Annotated in this window: 19 protein-coding genes and 2 tRNA genes; 15 read left to right on the top strand and 6 right to left on the bottom strand. The window is 73.2% G+C overall.

Annotation, left to right across the window (positions count from 1 at the left end):
* Positions 1-119 precede the first annotated feature (119 nt).
* The 4 genes from BM145_RS00265 to BM145_RS00250 all read left to right on the top strand — a co-directional run bounded on the left by BM145_RS00265 (position 120) and on the right by BM145_RS00250 (position 2565).
* A complete protein-coding gene (locus BM145_RS00265; RefSeq protein WP_177200055.1) occupies positions 120-398 on the top strand; it encodes an integration host factor subunit beta in 279 nt (92 codons plus the stop codon).
* A 231-nt stretch (positions 399-629) separates the two neighbouring features.
* Positions 630-713 (top strand) — tRNA-Leu (locus tag BM145_RS00260).
* 5 nt (positions 714-718) lie between these two features.
* Positions 719-2128: an ABC transporter substrate-binding protein gene (locus BM145_RS00255; RefSeq protein ID WP_342741789.1), complete on the top strand. Its 1410-nt coding sequence runs from the start codon at positions 719-721 to the stop codon at positions 2126-2128.
* 5 nt (positions 2129-2133) lie between these two features.
* On the top strand, positions 2134-2565 hold the full coding sequence (locus tag BM145_RS00250; protein ID WP_093329861.1) for a DUF4112 domain-containing protein: 432 nt from the start codon (positions 2134-2136) through the stop codon (positions 2563-2565).
* 157 nt (positions 2566-2722) lie between these two features.
* On the opposite strand, the gene BM145_RS00245 is transcribed toward BM145_RS00250, so the two are convergent.
* Positions 2723-3463, bottom strand: a complete 741-nt coding sequence (locus BM145_RS00245) for a queuosine precursor transporter (RefSeq protein WP_093329859.1) — start codon at positions 3461-3463, stop codon at positions 2723-2725.
* Between the two features lie 50 nt (positions 3464-3513).
* On the opposite strand from BM145_RS00245, the gene BM145_RS00240 reads away from it, so the two are divergent.
* The 3 genes from BM145_RS00240 to BM145_RS00230 all read left to right on the top strand — a co-directional run bounded on the left by BM145_RS00240 (position 3514) and on the right by BM145_RS00230 (position 4214).
* Positions 3514-3590 (top strand) — tRNA-Arg (locus BM145_RS00240).
* A gap of 78 nt (positions 3591-3668) precedes the next feature.
* On the top strand, positions 3669-3914 hold the full coding sequence (locus BM145_RS00235) for a hypothetical protein (RefSeq protein ID WP_143090068.1): 246 nt from the start codon (positions 3669-3671) through the stop codon (positions 3912-3914).
* 45 nt (positions 3915-3959) lie between these two features.
* Positions 3960-4214, top strand: coding sequence for a hypothetical protein (locus tag BM145_RS00230; protein WP_093329854.1), 255 nt, complete (start codon positions 3960-3962; stop codon positions 4212-4214).
* A 31-nt stretch (positions 4215-4245) separates the two neighbouring features.
* Here the strand turns inward: BM145_RS00230 and BM145_RS00225 are convergent, their stop codons facing one another.
* From BM145_RS00225 to BM145_RS00220, 3 genes are read right to left on the bottom strand one after another with little or no spacing between them, the layout of a single operon-like run.
* Positions 4246-5640, bottom strand: a complete 1395-nt coding sequence (locus BM145_RS00225) for a PepSY-associated TM helix domain-containing protein (RefSeq protein WP_093329851.1) — start codon at positions 5638-5640, stop codon at positions 4246-4248.
* Positions 5637-5885 (bottom strand): hypothetical protein, encoded by a 249-nt coding sequence (locus tag BM145_RS15515; RefSeq protein ID WP_143090067.1) that lies wholly within the window; start codon positions 5883-5885, stop codon positions 5637-5639. The genes BM145_RS00225 and BM145_RS15515 overlap by 4 nt, the downstream gene beginning before the upstream one ends.
* Positions 5886-5923: 38 nt before the next feature.
* Positions 5924-6346 carry a hypothetical protein gene (locus tag BM145_RS00220; RefSeq protein WP_093329848.1) on the bottom strand — a complete coding sequence of 141 codons (423 nt, stop codon included), beginning with the start codon at positions 6344-6346 and terminating at the stop codon, positions 5924-5926.
* Between the two features lie 177 nt (positions 6347-6523).
* Here BM145_RS00220 and BM145_RS00215 point away from each other — a divergent pair, with 177 nt between their 5' ends.
* The 7 genes from BM145_RS00215 to BM145_RS00185 are packed head-to-tail and all read left to right on the top strand — an operon-like array spanning position 6524 to position 12691.
* On the top strand, positions 6524-7612 hold the full coding sequence (locus BM145_RS00215; protein WP_093329846.1) for a glycosyltransferase family 4 protein: 1089 nt from the start codon (positions 6524-6526) through the stop codon (positions 7610-7612).
* Entirely contained in the window at positions 7609-8514 is a 906-nt protein-coding gene (locus BM145_RS00210) for a glycosyltransferase family A protein (RefSeq protein ID WP_093329844.1), read from the top strand. Before BM145_RS00215 ends, BM145_RS00210 begins: the two co-directional genes overlap by 4 nt.
* Positions 8511-9554: a glycosyltransferase gene (locus BM145_RS00205; protein ID WP_245738975.1), complete on the top strand. Its 1044-nt coding sequence runs from the start codon at positions 8511-8513 to the stop codon at positions 9552-9554. Before BM145_RS00210 ends, BM145_RS00205 begins: the two co-directional genes overlap by 4 nt.
* Positions 9551-10630, top strand: a complete 1080-nt coding sequence (locus BM145_RS00200; RefSeq protein ID WP_093329842.1) for an acyl-CoA dehydrogenase family protein — start codon at positions 9551-9553, stop codon at positions 10628-10630. The genes BM145_RS00205 and BM145_RS00200 overlap by 4 nt, the downstream gene beginning before the upstream one ends.
* The gene (locus tag BM145_RS00195) at positions 10627-11304 is read left to right on the top strand and encodes a PIG-L deacetylase family protein (protein ID WP_093330740.1); all 678 of its coding nucleotides are present in this window, start codon (positions 10627-10629) and stop codon (positions 11302-11304) included. The genes BM145_RS00200 and BM145_RS00195 overlap by 4 nt, the downstream gene beginning before the upstream one ends.
* A complete protein-coding gene (locus BM145_RS00190) occupies positions 11301-11876 on the top strand; it encodes a class I SAM-dependent DNA methyltransferase (protein WP_093329839.1) in 576 nt (191 codons plus the stop codon). Before BM145_RS00195 ends, BM145_RS00190 begins: the two co-directional genes overlap by 4 nt.
* Positions 11873-12691 carry a glycosyltransferase family 2 protein gene (locus BM145_RS00185; protein ID WP_093330738.1) on the top strand — a complete coding sequence of 273 codons (819 nt, stop codon included), beginning with the start codon at positions 11873-11875 and terminating at the stop codon, positions 12689-12691. The genes BM145_RS00190 and BM145_RS00185 overlap by 4 nt, the downstream gene beginning before the upstream one ends.
* A 124-nt stretch (positions 12692-12815) precedes the next feature.
* Here the strand turns inward: BM145_RS00185 and BM145_RS00180 are convergent, their stop codons facing one another.
* A complete protein-coding gene (locus BM145_RS00180) occupies positions 12816-14525 on the bottom strand; it encodes a sensor histidine kinase (protein WP_093329837.1) in 1710 nt (569 codons plus the stop codon).
* A 176-nt stretch (positions 14526-14701) separates the two neighbouring features.
* Between BM145_RS00180 and BM145_RS00175 the strand changes: the two genes are divergently transcribed.
* Positions 14702-15169, top strand: coding sequence for an Lrp/AsnC family transcriptional regulator (locus tag BM145_RS00175; RefSeq protein WP_093329835.1), 468 nt, complete (start codon positions 14702-14704; stop codon positions 15167-15169).
* Positions 15170-15276: 107 nt separating this feature from the next.
* On the opposite strand, the gene BM145_RS00170 is transcribed toward BM145_RS00175, so the two are convergent.
* Positions 15277-16569, bottom strand: a complete 1293-nt coding sequence (locus BM145_RS00170; RefSeq protein WP_093329834.1) for a hypothetical protein — start codon at positions 16567-16569, stop codon at positions 15277-15279.
* Positions 16570-16646: the final 77 nt, after the last annotated feature.

The raw sequence follows: 16646 nt of genomic DNA, 5'->3' as shown, positions 1-16646 counted from the left end.
AGCGGGGCCGGGGGAGCGATCCTCCGGCCCTCTTACTATTCCGGTCCGAAACGGGCTGGCCTCGCGCGACGTTGACCTGTATCAATACGCGCTACTCAATGATCGCCGGGGGGATGATCGTGATTCGCTCTGAACTGGTGCAGAAGATTGCCGCCAAGCACCCGGACCTCACCCCGCGCGAGGTAGAGGCGATCGTCTCCACCTTCTTCGACGAGATCACCGATCGGCTCGCCCGCGGCGGCCGCGTCGAGATCCGCGGCTTCGGCGCCTTCTCCACTCGCGCCCGCGACGCCCGCACCGGCCGCAACCCGCGCACCGGCGAGACGGTGGACGTGGATGCGAAGCGGGTGCCGTACTTCAAACCCGGCAAGGAAATGCGGGCAAGGCTGAATGTCTGACGAGCCCGGCTTCGCGTAAGCAGGGCGGAGCGAAGCAAGCCCGCTTACACGAAGACTCGGGCGAAGTCCGGCCGGCCTCGGCGAAGCCGAGGACCGACGACATGGAATTCACTTCCATGTCGGCTTCGACACCAGCTTGAGCCCACCCGCACAGCGCGACCCGCGGCAGCTCAAGTCGTCCCACACCGCCCTTGACCTCCCACCCCCACCCCGCCACTCCCATGGTGGTGCGCGGACGTGGCGAAACCGGTAGACGCAGCCGACTTAAAATCGGCTTCCCCTGGAGTGCGGGTTCGAGTCCCGCCGTCCGCACCAGCCTCCTGATCGCGGCGCTGCTCGGCGGCTGCGACGCGCTTCCCGCGTCCGGCCCGCTGGTCGTCAGCGCGATCGGCGAGGCGCCCGCCTTCCCGGCGCGCCGCGCGCCGCTCGCCGATCTGCCGTCACGCCTGCTGGTCGATGCCACCGCGCAGGGGCTCGTCCGCTTCGACGCCGCCGGCCAGATCGAACCGGGCCTGGCGGAGCGGTGGATCGTCCTCGACGGCGGCGCCAGCTACATCTTCCGCCTGCGCGAGGCTTATTGGGCGAGCGGCACGCGCGTCACCGCCGACGATGTGGTGCGCCTGCTGCGCCGCCGCGTCGCCGCCGCCAATCCACTCTTCCCGTTCCTCTCCGCGGTGGACGAGATCGTGGTGATGACACCGCAGGTGATCGAGATTCGCCTGTCGAAGCCGCGGCCCGACCTGCTCAAGCTCTTCGCCCAGCCCGAACTCGGCCTGTGGCGATCGGCACGGTCGCGCGGCAGCGGCCCCTTGCGCATCGTTGCGCCCGGGCCGTCGCCGCTCTTCCGCCCGGCCTTCGATCCCGGCATCGCCGATCCCGAGGACCAGCGCGAGGTGGACCGGGACGAGGAGGTCCGCCTGGTCGGCGAGCGGGCGGCGCGGGCGATCGCGCGCTTCTCGACCGGCGGCGCAGACCTGGTCAGCGGCGGCACGTTCGCCGATTGGCCGCTGCTCGCCGCGGCACCCGATCTGCCGCGCGGGGCACCGCGCTTGGACCCGGCGGTGGGCCTGTTCGGCCTGGCCATCGCCCGCCGCGACGGCTTCCTCGCCGACCCGTCGAACCGGGCGGCGCTGTCCGCCGCGATCGATCGCAGCGCGGTGCTGGGCGCGGTCATGCCCGGTTGGGAGGCGGCCGACCGCATCCTTCCGGAGGCGCTTGATTCCGCTGCGCCGCCGCAGGTGCCCGAATGGTCGCTGCTGACGCTCGATCAGCGGCGCACCGCCGCCCGCGCCCGCGTCGCCGCCTGGCCCGATCCGGTGCGCCTGCGCGTCGCCCTGCCGTCGGGTCCGGGCGCCACCTTGCTCTTCGCGCAGCTGGCCGCGTCGATGGCGTCGATCGGCATCGTGCTGGAACGGGGCGGCGCCGACGCCGACCTGATCCTGATCGACCGTGTCGCGCCGTACGACAGCGGTCGCTGGTATATCGCCACCGCCTGCGCGCCGTGCGGGGACGTGGCGACCGAGGCGATCGTCGCCGCCCGCGAGGCGCCGACCCTGCCGCTCCGCGCCGAGCGGATCGCCGCCGCCGACGCCGCGCTCAACGCCGACGCCGCCTTTATCCCGTTGGCGCGGCCGCTGCGCTGGTCGCTGGTCTCGCCGCGCGCGACGGCGTGGCGCGCGAACCCGCGGGCGTGGCATCCGTTGAACCATCTGCGCGCCGACACCAACTGAGCGTCATGAACCAGCGCACCGCCCGCATCGATCCCCGCCTCTTCGACCGGCTGCCGATCGGCCGCGATCCCGCCGCCGTCCGCGCGCGGGTGGAGGCGCTGGAGAAGCTGCTGGAACGCAGCTTCGTCGTCCCCGGCATCAACCGCCCTGTCGGCCTCGACGCGATCATCGGCCTGATCCCCGTGGTGGGGGACGGCATCGCCGCGCTGATGGGCAGCTGGCTGGTGTGGGAGGCGCGCAATCTGGGCCTGTCGCGCTGGCAGATCACCCGCATGATGGGCAATGTCGGGTTCGACGCGCTGCTCGGCCTGGTGCCCTTCATCGGCGACGCCGCAGATCTCCTGTTCCGCTCCAACACGCGCAACCTGCGCATAATCCGCCGCCATCTCGATCGCCACCATCCCGGCACGGTCACGCTTGAACCAGGTTCGCGCTAGGCTCCGATTCACCTAGGTTGAAGCCTCCCGGGCGAAGGCCGGGGCCCAGTTGGGAGACGGCCATGAGAAGCGCTGCGCTTCGTGACTGCGACCTTCCCGACTGGACCCCGGCCTCCGCCGGGGAGGCCGTTATGTTTCGAGGTGAGTGGATCAGGTCCTAGAGGCGCGTGCGGAACGGCGTGAAGTCGGTGTCCGCGTCGAACACGTCGACGCCCTCGCTACGCTTCAGCGCCCCCACCACCAGGTAGGTCACGGGCGTCAGCGCCACCTCCCAGGCAACCTTGAGCACCCACTGCGTCGCCAGCACGCGCAGCACCAGCGCGTCGCTCCACCCGTCCGCGCCCCAGAAGGCGAGCGGGTAGAAGATCAGGCTGTCCACCCCCTGCCCCACCACCGTGGACCCGATGGTGCGCGCCCACAGGTGCTGCCCGCGCGTCCACAGCTTCATCCGCGCGAGCACGAAGGCGTTGACGAACTCGCCCGCCCAGAAGGCGCAGACGCTGGCCAGCACGATGCGCGGCACCTGCCCGAACTCCGCCTCGTACGCCGGCTGGTTGGTCCAGCCCGGCGCCGGCGGCAGCGCGACGACGATCGCCGCCATCGCCGCCATGAACAGCACCGTCGCCGTCCCCACCCAGATCACCCGCCGCGCCCGTGCGTAGCCGTACACCTCCGTCAACACGTCGCCGATGACGTAGCTCAACGGAAAGAACAGGATGCCCGCGCCGAACGGCCAGTCGCCGACCAGCGGCAACCGCACCGTCGCCACCTTGCCCGCGCCGATCACGTTGGACAGCAGCAGGATCGCGACGAACGCCGCCATCACCAGGTCGTAATGGCGAAAGGATCGCGGCGCACCCGTTCCTGCCCCTCCTCGATCGCGCCGCTCATGCGCCATCCTATGATCGTTGTTCCGTTGGCGTACAATCCGCGCTACCGCGCCCGCACGCGCCCGTAGCTCAGCTGGACAGAGCACGAGCCTTCTAAGCTTGGGGTCGCAGGTTCGAACCCTGCCGGGCGCGCCACTCCTTCGTCGTGTTCGGGTCGGTTGAGCGCAGGCTTCCGCCGTCGACCGCCTCGCCCGCTTGCGCTACACCGCCGCGATGGCCGCTTTCGACGACTCCGCCGACCCTGAACTGGGCGCCGCGTGCAACCGCCTCGCCGCCTGGGTCGAACCGCTGCCTGCCGGCGCCGTCGTCGACGCGTCGTCCGGTCTCACCGAGGCCGACCTCGCCCTGATCCTGCGCCATCTCCACGCGACACGGCACGGCGATGCTGGAGAGCACACGATCGATACACCCCGACCGACGCCGACCCGCCCCTCGGTACCGATCACCGCCAGGGAGTAGATCGGTCGCCATGGACATGCCGGCAGCGCAGGTTAGGCTGGCAGGATGAAGCGGCTCACTCCTTTCGGCGTCCTCCTGATCTTCGGCGTGGTCGGCCTGCCGACGCACAAGTTCGGGCTGTGGCTCTCCTTCGGCCTCGTTGCCGCCCTGTTCACCTCGGCAGCGCGGAACAAGCCTGCCGCGGCACCGACCGCCGGGGACGGCACGGGCGTTCCGCCGGGTGCCGCGCCGCTCTCCACCGACCCGCATGCCCATGGCGGGCCACCGACCGATAGCGACGAGCGTCTCCCCGCCGGGTGATAAGCGAGGGCGCGCGCGCCGCGCCGGCCGCTCACCCGATCCCGCTGGCCGCAGCGTCTCCCACCCGGCCGCGCCACATACCGGCCAGCAGGTCGGCCGCCCCCAACACCAGCAGCGACGCGCCGAACAGCGGCAGCACCGCCCCCGCGACCGCCAGCGCCGCGACAAGCCCCGCGAACCGCGTGCCGGAGATCGGCGGCGGCGCGCCGACCCTACCGCGCGGTCGCCGCTTCCACCACATCGCCACGCCGCTCACCACCAGCAGCCAGATGCCGACACACGGCACCAGCATCAGCAACTGGTTCGCCCGGCCGAAATAATTGCCCATGTGGATCTGCACGCCCAGTTCGGTCGCGCGGCCCACCCAGCCGTAATCGGCGAAGCGCACCTCCGGCCCGATCCGCGCGAACCGGTATCGATCGACGTAGATCGTCCGCTGCCCCTCCGGCCGGTCCGGGTAGGTATAGGCGGTGTACACCCCCGTCGCATCGCCCGGCAGGAACAGCCGGTACCCGCCCGTCATCCCCTCCGCCGCGAGCAGCGCCGTGACCCGGTCGACCCCGGCGATCGCGCCCGCGTCGTCGGTCGGCAATGGCGCCTCGTGCCCGGCATGGCCAGCGTGCGACCGCGGCATCGGGGCCGCCTCCAGCGTCCACGGCGCGGTGCCGAGCGCGGTCTTCATCGGCAGGCTCTCGGGCGCCGCATGGGTGCGGAACGAGGCCGGGTAGCCGACCCCCAGCGCCGCGCTGCCGCGCTGGAGCAGGTCGCCGCTCACGCCCGCCCAGGGGAGGCCGGTCAGGATCAGGAAGCCGATCAGCGCGCCCGTCCACAGTCCTACCGGCCCGTGCAGCTCGCGCCAGAACCGCCGCCCCGTTCCCGTCAGCCGCGGCCACAAAACGCCTGCCGCCCGCCAGCGCCCTCGCGGACACCACAGGATCGCGCCCGTCACCAGTAGCACCAGCGTCCAGCACGCGGCGAGCTCGACGATGCGGTCGCCGACCGTGCCGATCATCAGCGACCCGTGCAGCTCTTCTGCCCAGGCGACCAGCGTGCGCGCGTAGACCAGGCTGCCGAGCACGCGGCCACTGCCCGGATCGACCGACACGCGAAGCGGCTCGCCACCGCCGGCGGGCGCGACGAACACCACCGCCGGCCGGTCGGGCGCGGCCGGCAGGTCGACGCGCGACACCGCCCCCGGATGCGCGGTGAGCGCGGCGCCGATCATCCGCGACACCGGCACCGTCCGCGCCGCCGGCGGCACGAAGCGAAGTTCGGGATAGACGGCGTCGTTCAGCTCGTCGTTGAACAGGTAGATCGCGCCGGTGGTGGCGAGCACCAGCAGGAACGGCGCGACGATCAGCCCCGCCCAGAAATGCCAGCGCCACACGGTGCGGTAGAGCGCGGCGGAGCGTCCCGACGCGGTCATCGCCCCCCTCCCAGCCGGGTCGCCCGCACGGTGATCCGCCGATGGCGCAAGCCCGCCACGCCCTCGTCCGGCGTCACCGGACCACGTTGTCCGGCCACCACGATTAACCCTTCGCCCCGGCCCGCGTTGCGCGCCATCGCCAGACACGCCGGAACGAGCGGCACCGCCGCTCCCGCCCATATTCTCTTCATGCTGAACCCCTCTGTCGCCCGCACCGCGTCGACGAGGCACACCCCGCCGACCATGCCGGCCGTCCGCCCGGGCCACGCCCGGCTCTATCGGATCAGCGGGGGAGAGGCGGGCCCCGAAGCGGCGGGCGCAGGCGGGCGTGCACCGGCACCGGCCGGCGCGGGGCCGCGAACAGCAGCAGCAACGCGGTAAAGGCGAGCGCCACGATCATCAGCACGGCGTCCGCCCCGCCCAGCACCGGCGCGCTCAGCCCGGCGAACGCGCATGGCACCTCGCCACCACCATGCTCCGCCGGCGCTTGGTCGCCCGCATGACCGGTCTCGGCGTGATGACCGCCACCCGCCATCGCCATCGCGGCTGTCGGCGTCGTCCCCGGACAAAGGGTGATCGCGATACCGTGCTCGCCCGCCGACACCATGAAGCCGCCCGGGATCAGCAAACGCAGCGCCAGCGCCAGCGCGCAGAACAGCGCCGCCGATCGCCGATGCGCGTGAAGGAACTGCCGAAGCGCGTGCACCGCCCCCGCCTATCCGCGACCACCGCGCCTGTCACCTCGCGACGCAACGGCCGCGTGAGATCGCCCTTCCCATTGATCTCGATCATCCACATAATTCGCCGGCGAGGGACATCATTACGCCGCCGCATCGTTATTGCTCCCGTTCGTCGCTCCGGGCGATCGTGGCCGAAGGGCAACATGCGCGTCGCGATCATCGCCCATCTCAAGCACGCGATCGTCGAGCCCTTCGCCGGCGGGCTGGAGATGCACACCCACCTGCTCGCCCGCTCGCTGCGCGCCCGCGGCCACGACGTAACGCTGTTCGCCTCCACCCGCTCCGACCCCGCCACCGGGCTGGAGGCGATCTGCGACGAGACCGACCTGCTCGCCACCGGCGTCGCCGAGGCGCCCGACATCGCCTTCTTCCGCGAACATCATGCCTATCTCGCGCTGATGAGCGACCTGCGCCGCCGCGATTTCGACGTCGTCCACAACAACAGCCTCCACTACCTCCCCGTCGCCCTGGCGGACACGCTGCCGATGCCGATGGTCACCACGCTGCACACGCCGCCCTTCTGCTGGCTGGAAAGCGGCATCCGCCTGTGCCGCGCGCCGCACACCCGCTTCGTCGCGGTGTCGGAAGCGGTCCGCACGATCTGGTCGCCGATCGTGCCGGTCGACCGCGTCGTCGCCAACGGGATCGATCTCGCCCGCTTCCCCTTCCGGCCCCTGCCCGACGCCGACCCCTATCTCGTCTGGTACGGCCGCATCGTGCCGGAAAAGGGCCTGCACCACGCGATCGCGGCGGCACGGCTGATCGGCCTGCCGCTGCGGATCGCCGGGCCGATCTCCGATCCCGACTATTTCGCCGCGCGGATCGCGCCCGAACTGGGGCCGGACGTCCGCCACCTCGGCCATCTCGGCCACGCCGCGCTGTCGGCGCTGATCGGCGGCGCGCGCGCCTTCCTGTGCACGCCCTGCTGGGAGGAGCCGTACGGCCTCGTCGTCGCCGAAGCGCTCGCCTGCGGCACGCCCGTCGCCGCCTTCGCGCGCGGCGCGGTGCCGTCGCTGGTCGACGCCGCTTCGGGCCGGATCGCAGCACCCGACGATCCCGCCGCGCTGGCCGAGGCGGCGCTGGCCGCGATGACGCTCGACCGCCACGCCTGTCGCCGCCGCGCGGAGGCGACGTGCGACGCCGCCGCGATGATCGACGGTTACGAGGCGCTCTACGCCGAGATGGCCGCCCCCTCCCGGCGAACACCCCTGCTCGCCGCGGTGAACGGGTGAGCGTGCGCCCCTGGTGCGTCTGCGTTCCCGCCCGCGACGAGGCGGCGCGCCTGCCGATCCTGCTCGACGCGCTCGCCGCGCAGGACGTGCCCGGCCCCGTGCCGCTGGCGCTGTGCGTCAACAACAGCCGCGACAACGGCGCCGAGATCGCCCGCCGGCATCCCGCCTGCACCGCGGGCCGAATCGTGCTGCTGCTCGACGAGTGCACCCTCCCTGCCGACGCCGCGCATGTCGGCACCGCCCGCGGCCGCGCGATGGACGCCGGGCTGCGCCTGGTCGGCGATGACGGCGTGCTGCTCGCCACCGACGCCGATTGCCGCCCGCCGCCGACCTGGGTGTCCGCCACCCTCGCCGCGATCGCGCGCGGTGCCGATCTGGTCGGCGGCCGGATCGAGATCGACGAGGCGGAGCCGCTCGCCCCCGACCTCGTCCGCATCCGCCACCGCCTCGACCATTACTGGGCAGCGGTGCGCGCGATCGAGGACGCGGTCGACCCGCAGCCGCACGACCCGCCCCCTCGCCACGGCGACCATACCGGCGCCAGCCTCGCGATCGTCGGCCGCCTCTACCGCGCGGCGGGCGGCGTCCCCGCACTTTCCTGCGGCGAGGACCGCGCGCTGGTCGCCGCCGCCGTCGCGCTCGGCGGCCGCCTCGTCCACCCGCCGTCGGTATGGACGCGGACCTCGCCCCGCCGCGACGGCCGCGCGCCCGGCGGCATGGCGGCGGCACTCGCGGATTGGCAGGCGACACTGGCGTCCCGCGGCGAGGTCATGGTCCCCCATCTCGACCATTGGCGCCGCCGCGCCGCCTGGCGCGCCGCCTCGCGCCCGACCCTCGGCGCCGCGCTCGCCACGCACGAGGCGGCGCTGCCACCGATGCCGTGCGACACGGCGCTGACATGACCGTGCGCGCCCGGCCGATCGGCTATTACGTCCACCATCACGGCACCGGCCACCGCGCCCGTGCCGCCGCGATCGCCGCCGCCGCGCCCGGTCGCGTCGTGCTTCTCGGCACCGGGTTGGCGGGGCAGGTCGGCGACCTCGCGCATATCGACCTGCCCGACGATCGCGTGGACGACGCCTTCGCCGGCCGCGACGCCGCCGCAACGCGGCCGGCCGCGCTCCACTACGCCCCGCTCGACCATGCCGGCATCCGCGCCCGCGTCGCCGCGATCACCCGCTGGATCGACGAGGCCGCTCCCGCGCTGATAGTGATCGACGTGTCGGTCGAGATGGCGATGCTCGCCCGCATCGCCTCCGTCCCCACCGTCGTCGTCCGGCTGAGCGGCGACCGTACCGATCCCGCCCACCTCGCCTGCTTCCGCGGCGCCACCGCCCTCCTCTCCCCCTTCGCCGCCGCGCTCGACGACCCGCTTATCCCCGCCGACATCGCCGCCCGCACCCGCTACGCCCCCGGCCTCTCGCCCCGCGCGTTCGCCGCGCCCGCCCGGCCACGGCAGGTGACGGTGATCCTCGGCACCGGCGGCAATACGCTGCCCGCCTCCGTCTGGGCCGACGCGGCCCGCGCCGTGCCGGACCACGACTGGCTCGTCCTCGGCCATGTCGCCGCCCCTGCCGAGAGCCCCGCCAACCTCACCCTCGCCGGCTGGGTCGACGACGTCCCCGCCCGCATCGCCCGCGCAAGCGTGGTGATCGGCGGCGCCGGCGACGGCGTCGTCTCCGCCGTCCTCCAGGCCCGCCGCCCCTTCATCTGCCTGCCCGAGCCGCGCCCCTATGACGAGCAGGTCGGCAAGGCCGCCGCCCTCGCCCGCGCCGGCGCCGCGATCGTCTGCCCCGACCCGGTCCACGCCGACTGGCCCGCCCTGGTCGCCGCCGCGCGAGGCATCGACCCGGCCGCGCAAGGCGCGCTCGACGATCCCGACGGTTCCGCCCGCACCGCCGCCTGGCTGATCGACCTGGCCGACCGAGGCTTTCCCGCATGACCCTGCCCCTCATCGCCGACGACCCGCTCGTCGCCGCCCTCGCCCGCGAGGGCGCCCGCTACGACGCCGCTCGCGCCTTCCCCGCCGCCGCGATCGCGCTCCTGCGCGAGCACGACCTCCACCGCCGCTTCGCGCCCGTCGCCGCCGGTGGCGAGCGTTTCGCCGACGCGCCCGCGCACCACGCCGCGCTGCTCGACCAGCTCCGGCGCGTCGGCCGCGGCGACCTCAGCGTCGGCCGCCTCTACGAGGGGCACGTCAACGCGCTTCTCCTGTTCGGTTGGTACGCGAGCGCCGCGCAACTCGACTGGCTCGCCGCCGCGCTCGACGACGGCGCGATCTTCGGCGTCTGGGCGACCGAACCCACGCCCGGCGTCGCCGTCGCCGGCTGCACCCTGTCGGGCGCGAAGAGCTTCGCCAGCGGCGCCGGCGGCATCCGCTACGCCGTCGTCACCGCGCAGCCGGAGGAGGGCGACCGCCGCCTCGTCGTCGTCGACGCCGACGATTCCGTCCGCACCGACGCGAGCGGCTGGCAGGTCCGCGGCATGCGCGCCAGCGTCAGCGGCCGTTACGACCTCTCCGGCATGACCGTCGCCGACGACCGCCTGCTAGGGCCGCCCGGCGTCTACGACCGCGAGCCGCGCTTCACCGCCGGTGCTTGGCGCTTCGCCGCGGTCCAGCTCGGCGGCATCGAGGCGCTGCTCGCCGCCACCCGCGACGGCCTCACCGACGCCGCCCGTGCCGACCCGCTCGCCCGCGCCGGCTTCGGCGCCGCCCTGGTCGCGACCCGCAGCGCCCTGGCTTGGGTGCGCGACGCCGCCCATCAGGCCGCCGTCGAGAGCCCCCACGCCATTCCCCTCGCCCGCATGACCCGCGGCGTGGTCGAGCGTGCCGGCCTCGACGTGATGGAGCAGGCCGCGCGCCTGCTCGGCACCCGCAGCGCCTTTGCGGGCCACGTCGACAAGATCATCCGCGACCTGTCGCTCTACCTGCGCCAGGCCGGTCCCGACCACGCGCGCGACGCCGCGGTGGTCGACTGGCTCGCCGCCGACCGTTTCGCCGGCGACGCGCTGTGGTGATCCCGCTCGCCCGTAGCCGCCACGCCGCCGCGCGCTGGGCCGTGCTCGCGCCGCACCCCGACGACGAGACGATCGGCGTCGGCGCCCTGATCGCCCAGGCCGCCGCCGCCGGCCGCCTGGCGCGGGTCGTCTACCTGACCGACGGCTCCGGCTCGCACCCGCTGCCCCGCGCCGGCGACCGCGCCCGCCTCGTCCGCTGCCGCGCGCGCGAGGCCGGTCTGTCGGTCCGCCGCCTCGCCGGCCGCGCCGCGCCGTCGCCCCTGTTCCTCGGCTGGCAGGACGGCCACCCGCCCGCGCCCGGCTCGCCCGCCTTCACGGCCACCGCCCGCCGTCTCGCCATCCTGATCGAGCGTGCCGCGGTCGACGCGATCGCCGTCACCGCCGCCGACGAGACGCACGGTGACCATGTCGCCGCCCACGCGCTGGTCCGCGCCGCTGCCGCCCGCGCCCGCCGCCGCGTCGCGGTCTTCGTCTACCGGGTCTGGGGCGGCGCCATGCCGCGCGGCCCACGGCCGCCGCTCGTCACCGTCGCCATGCCGCCCGGCCGCCGCCGCCACGCGCTCGCCGCCCATCGCAGCCAGATGACGGCCGCGCTCGGCCCCGGCTTCCGCGTCCCCCCGCCCCTCCGCCGCCCGCCCGCCCGCGACCGGCTCTATCCGGATACGCCGCGATGACCCGCGACAGCCTCGACGCCCGCTATTTCGACGACGTCTTCGCCGGCGACGACGATCCCTGGGATCTCGCCGCCAGCCCCTACGAGGCCGCCAAGTTCGCCGCCACCACTGCCGCCCTCGCCGACCTCCGCTACGCCCGCGCGCTGGAAATCGGTTGCGCCCACGGCGTCCTCACCCGCCAACTCGCGCCGCTCTGCGACGATCTGCTGTCGATCGACATCAGCCAGCGCGCGATCGATCTCGCCCGCGCGCGCTGCGCCGACCTGCCGCAGGTCCGCTTCGCCCGTGCCGACTTCCCGCGCCACCCGCCCGTCGCCGACCGGCTCGACCTCGCCGTCCTGTCGGAGGTCGCCTATTACTGGAGCGACGCCGACCTCGCCCGCGCCGCCGCCTGGCTGCACGACCATCTCGCGCCGGGCGGGCGCGTCCTCGCGGTCCATTACGTCCGCGAGACCGACTATCCCCAAACCGGCGACTCTGCGGTCGAGAAGCTCGCCGCCGCCTTCCGCCCCACGATCGAGCGCGAACAGCGCACCGCGGATTACCGCCTGGACCTGTGGCGCCGGCCATGACCGCGCCCGCTGTCCTGACGCTGGTCAAGAACCGCGAGCCGCACCTCCACCAGCTGGTCGAGGGCCTGCGCCGCTCCACCACGGTCCCGGCCGAACTGATCGTCGTCGACATGAGCGACGATCCCGTCACCCTGCCGCCGCTCCCCTTTCCCGCGCGGGTCATCCGCCATGCCGGCCGCGGCCTGCCGCTCGCCGCCGCGCGCAACCTCGCCGCCGCCGCGACCGCGGCCGAGCACCTCGTCTTCCTTGATGTCGACTGCATCCCGCTCGACGGTTGCCTCGCCCGCCTGGTCGAGACGCTCGCCGCGGAGGACGCGCTGCTCTGCGCCGACGTTCGCTATCTCGGGCCGGACGACGCCCGCGGCCCCTGGACGCAGACCGACCTGCTCGCCGCCGGCGCCCCGCACCCTGCCCGCGACTTCCCCGCCGCGGGCCACCGGCGCGAGCATGATCCCGGCCTGTTCTGGTCGCTCGCCTTCGCCGTCCGCGCACGACGCTTCCGCGCGCTCGGCGGCTTCGACGAGGCGTTCACTGGCTATGGCGGCGAGGATACGGATCTCGGCCTCCGCGCCGCCGCCGCGGGCGTGCCGCTGCTCTTCGTCGGCGGCGCGATCGCCTGCCATCAATGGCACGAGAGCGAAGACCCGCCCGTTCGCCACCTCGCCGACATCGTCCGCAACGCCCGGCTGTTCCACGCCAAGCACGGCTGGTGGCCGATGCACGGCTGGCTCCGCGCCTTCCGCGACCGTGGCCTGGTACGCTGGACCGACGACAGCCTGGTTCTCGTCGACGACGACCCCGTTCACCCATCCTGACCGGTGGAGGATTGCCAGCACGATGGAAATCAAACGCCGTCGAAGGGTGAGGACGAGCACGCCTGATCGAGCATGAGCCTGGATCGTGGCGACATGAACTCGATCGGTCGCCATACGCCCGGCATCACCGCGTCGACGCGCACTCCATCTCCGGCGACACCGCCGCCGGCAGCCGCAGCGTCAGCACGTCGCGCTCGATCGTCAGCGCACCGCCCACCTCGCGCGCCAGGTTGCGCACCAGCCGCAGCGTGAAGCCGGTGCCGAGCAGCGGCGTCCCGTCACCGCCGTCCGGATCGCCCAGCGCGAACAGGGCGTCCGCCGACCGGCCCGCGAACGCCGCGGGCCGGTCGATCGTCACCGTCGCCTCGCCGCCCCCCGCCGCCAGCACGACGCCGATCCGCTCTCCCGCACCCGCCGCGGCGAGCACCGTCGCCAGCAGCCGCGCGACCAGCCGCTCCGCCGATCGCTCGTCGACACCGGCGACCACCTCTCCCCCCTCGATCGCCAGCGTCGCGCCACGCTCGGCGGCGAGCGGCGCCAGCGTGCGGGCGACGTACTGCGCCAGCGCCGTCAGCGACACGTCGCGCGGTCGCAGGTCGAGCGCGTCCGCCTCGATCCGCGCGGCGGTGTCCAGGTCGTCGATCGCCGCGATCAGGTCGTTCGCGTGCGCCCGGATCGCCGCTGCCCGCTCGCGATAGATGGGGGACACCGGGCCCAGCAGCTCCGTTTCGATGAACTCGGCGAACCCCGCCACCGCGTTGGCCGGCGTGCGCAGTTCGTGGACCAGCTGCCTCAGCCCGTCCGCCGCCTCGCTCCGCTCCGCGCGCTGATGCCGCGCGGCACGCGACACGGTGCCGGCATAGCCGACGAAGCGGCCGCTCGCCCGGTCGAATTCGGGCGCCGCCGTCAGCCGCCAGGACCCCGCGAGTTCGCCGTCGCCGCCGATCTCCAGCCGTCCTTCCTCGATCCGGCCACGCTGCGCCATCGCGCCCGCGATCGCCGCGTCGACGCGCACCAGACCCTGTACCGCGGTGTGCGCCAGCGACACGCCGACCAGCGTCGCCCTGCCCGCGCCCTCGATCCAGCGGACGGTGCCGCCGGCGTCGGTCATCAGCCGGAACCGGTCGGCCGCGACCGGCAGCGTCGGCGGCGCGAGCGGCGGCTGGTCGCGCTTGAATGCGTCGATCCGCGCGACGATGTCGGCGATCTCGAACCGGTCCAACCCCGGCGCCTCCGCCCGGCGCAGCGCCTCCGCCACGACGGGCAGGCTGCGCGTGATCTCACCCAGCGGCACGAAAGGGCTCGGCGTCAGTGGCGCCAGCGGCACCACCACCGCGGGCGACGGAGCAGCCGCAACGGCCGCCGGCTCCTCCGCTTCCTGTTCTTGAAGCTCCTCGACCGGGGCGTCGTAACCGAGCGTGAAATCGGTGCTGCCGAAACTCTCCAGTCCGCGGACCACCTCCGACGGCAGGTCGGGCCGCCCGCGCAGCACCGATCGCGTCGCCGGCGACAGTTGCGGCAGCAGGGCGAGCCACTCGTCCGCCGTCAGCGTCGCGGTGCGCAGCACCGGCGCGGCCACCGCCAGCTCGTCCTCCGCGAAGAAACCGACCAACCCGGCGGGCGGCTGCGCGAACGCCAGCGCCCGCGCGCTCGCCGCGCGTACCGCTACCGGCACCGTCCCGCGCAGCGCCGCCAACCGGTCGAGCGTGCCGTCGTCCAGCGCGATCCGCCCGCGCCCGGCGAGATCGACCAGCTGGCGCCAGGTCGCCTGCGCGCCGAACCCGGCTCCCGCATCGGCTGCCAGCACCGTTTTCAGGCTGTCGTCGAACCGCACTCTCGTCCCCCGCACCCGATACGCGGGCGTAAGGATTCCTTAACGCGCGTCGCCCCCGCGCGGAACTGCCATTTCTTCATTGTCGCACGGTGGGACAATTGCGTTCTGCCGCAATTATCTTATCTGGCTGACGCACCCGGCGCGCGCGTCGCGCGATTTCTTCAAAGGTTCACGCAATGACGTTCGATCGGATCGACCGGCAAATCCTGTCGCTGTTGCAGGAGGACGGTCGCATGACCAACGTCGAACTCGCCGATCGTGTCGGCCTCACGGCGCCGCCCTGCCTGCGCCGTGTCCGCGCGCTCGAGGAAGCGGGCGCGATCCGCGGCTACCATGCCGAACTCGACGCGGCGACGCTCGGCTTTCCCATCACCGTCTTCGCGATGGTATCGCTGCGCAGCCAGGCCGAGCACGACCTCCACGCCTTCGAGGAACACGTCGCGACCATCCCCGAGATCCGCGAATGCCATATGCTGAACGGCGAGATCGACTTCATCCTGAAGATCGTCGCGTCCGACCTGAAGAGCTTTCAGGACATCCTGACCACGCACCTGACGCCCGCGCCCAACGTCGCCAGCGTCAAAACCTCGCTCACCATCCGTACCGCGAAGTCGCGCGCGGGCGTGCCGGTGCCGGCCGAATGACGCGCCACCATTCCGATTGGGTCATCCCGTCGCGGTGACGGGATAAACGGATCGGATGGTCCCTGCCCCACGCCCGCGACGCGGGCATGGGGCACGGGATCACCCGGTCACGCCGCCGGCGCGTCCACTGCCGTGGTCCACAGCGCCGCGATGCCCGCGCGTGGCGGCGTCTTCACCGCCTCGAACGCCGCCTTGGCGCCGGCCTTGTCACCCGACCGCGTCAGCGCGATGCCGAGCCGCGTGTTGACCTCGTCCGCGTTGACCCCGCCCTTCTGCAGCGCGGTGCGGTACAGCGCGATCGCCTGCGGGAACTGGTCCGCGCCCATATACGCGTCCGCCGTGCTCGCGGCGAGCTTACCGTCCGCGGCGGCGTTGGCGCGCTTGGCGAGCGGGTCGAGCGAGCCTTCCGCCTTGATCGACGCCGCCGCCTCGGCCGCGGTCGCCTTGGCCTCCGTGTTGCCCGCCGGGATGCGACCGTTGGCCGTGCCCTCGCGCAGCACCGACGCCGCCTCCTGCGGCAGGCCGCGCTTCTGGGCGAGCAGAGCGTATTCGATGTAATCGTTCTGGTCGGCCAGCGACTTGGTCTGGCGCATCAGCCGGAACAGGTCGATCTTCTGCGCGTCGTCCGGCCTGATCGTCGAATTGCCGGCCAGGCCGTAGGTCACGATCACGTCGCGCCAGTTCTTCTGCGTGGGATAGGCGGTGACGTATTTCTGCATCCAGGCGATCGTCTGCGGTCCCAGCTTGGCCTGGTTCGCGCGCGCCACGCCGATGCGGTAGTAATCCTCCGGCGCCGGCTTGCCCGCCTCCGTCGATTCCGCGATCGCCGCGTCGAGGTCGGTCAGCCCGCCCGCGATGTCGCCGCCGTTGATCTTGGCATTGGCCAGCCGCAGCGTCAGGTCGGGATCGGTATAGCCCAGCTGCTTGGCCTGGTTCAGATACTGGATCGCCACCGGCCACTGCTTGCCCTCATAGGCGAGCAGCGCGCGGCGATAGACGTAGCGGCCCTTGTCCGCCTGCGGCGTGTTGGGCAGCGCGATCAGCGCGTCGAGCGGCCCGGCCAGCGGCGCCTGGCTGATCGGCGCATTGGGGTTCGCCTCCTGCTGCGCGATCAGCTTGCGCTGCTCCAGCTCCAGGCGCAGCGCCGCGGCGATGTACTTATCGTCCTCGGTGGTCGCGGCGGCCTCGATCGCGGCGACGTTGGGCTCGGCGGTGGCGAGGTCCTTGGCGGCGAGCGCGGCCTGCGCGGGCTGCGCGGCCTTGATGACGGCCGGCGACAGCTTCAGCCCCGGCTTCTTGTCGTCCTTCTTCTTCTGCGCGACGGCGGGCGACGGCAGCGCGAGCCCGGTCACCCCGGTGGTCAGCGCCAGCGCGAGCGCCAGTTTCGAGATCGTCTTCATCAAAAGCTCTCCTGCTTGCGCGTCCGCGCGGACGGGCCGTCCGCGGTCGCAATATCGCCGGCCACCTGCCCGCACAA

The sequence above is a fragment of the Sphingomonas rubra genome (assembly GCF_900115745.1).
In the GTDB taxonomy this organism is placed as follows: domain Bacteria; phylum Pseudomonadota; class Alphaproteobacteria; order Sphingomonadales; family Sphingomonadaceae; genus Sphingomonas; species Sphingomonas rubra.
Note: the sequence above shows the minus strand (reverse complement) of the source record. Positions and strands in the feature narration are given on the sequence as shown.

Bases quoted from the DNA above. Each gene is read 5' to 3' on its own strand.
- BM145_RS00175 (WP_093329835.1), top strand. From the start codon at position 14,702: ATGACGTTCGATCGGATCGACCGGCAAATCCTGTCGCTGTTGCAGGAG.
- BM145_RS00200 (WP_093329842.1), top strand. From the start codon at position 9,551: ATGACCCTGCCCCTCATCGCCGACGACCCGCTCGTCGCCGCCCTCGCC.
- BM145_RS00185 (WP_093330738.1), top strand. From the start codon at position 11,873: ATGACCGCGCCCGCTGTCCTGACGCTGGTCAAGAACCGCGAGCCGCAC.
- BM145_RS00215 (WP_093329846.1), top strand. From the start codon at position 6,524: ATGCGCGTCGCGATCATCGCCCATCTCAAGCACGCGATCGTCGAGCCC.
- BM145_RS00235 (WP_143090068.1), top strand. From the start codon at position 3,669: ATGGCCGCTTTCGACGACTCCGCCGACCCTGAACTGGGCGCCGCGTGC.
- BM145_RS00205 (WP_245738975.1), top strand. From the start codon at position 8,511: ATGACCGTGCGCGCCCGGCCGATCGGCTATTACGTCCACCATCACGGC.
- BM145_RS00245 (WP_093329859.1), bottom strand. From the start codon at position 3,463: ATGGCGCATGAGCGGCGCGATCGAGGAGGGGCAGGAACGGGTGCGCCG.
- BM145_RS00250 (WP_093329861.1), top strand. From the start codon at position 2,134: ATGAACCAGCGCACCGCCCGCATCGATCCCCGCCTCTTCGACCGGCTG.
- BM145_RS00225 (WP_093329851.1), bottom strand. From the start codon at position 5,640: ATGACCGCGTCGGGACGCTCCGCCGCGCTCTACCGCACCGTGTGGCGC.
- BM145_RS00190 (WP_093329839.1), top strand. From the start codon at position 11,301: ATGACCCGCGACAGCCTCGACGCCCGCTATTTCGACGACGTCTTCGCC.
- BM145_RS00170 (WP_093329834.1), bottom strand. From the start codon at position 16,569: ATGAAGACGATCTCGAAACTGGCGCTCGCGCTGGCGCTGACCACCGGG.
- BM145_RS15515 (WP_143090067.1), bottom strand. From the start codon at position 5,885: ATGGTCGGCGGGGTGTGCCTCGTCGACGCGGTGCGGGCGACAGAGGGG.
- BM145_RS00230 (WP_093329854.1), top strand. From the start codon at position 3,960: ATGAAGCGGCTCACTCCTTTCGGCGTCCTCCTGATCTTCGGCGTGGTC.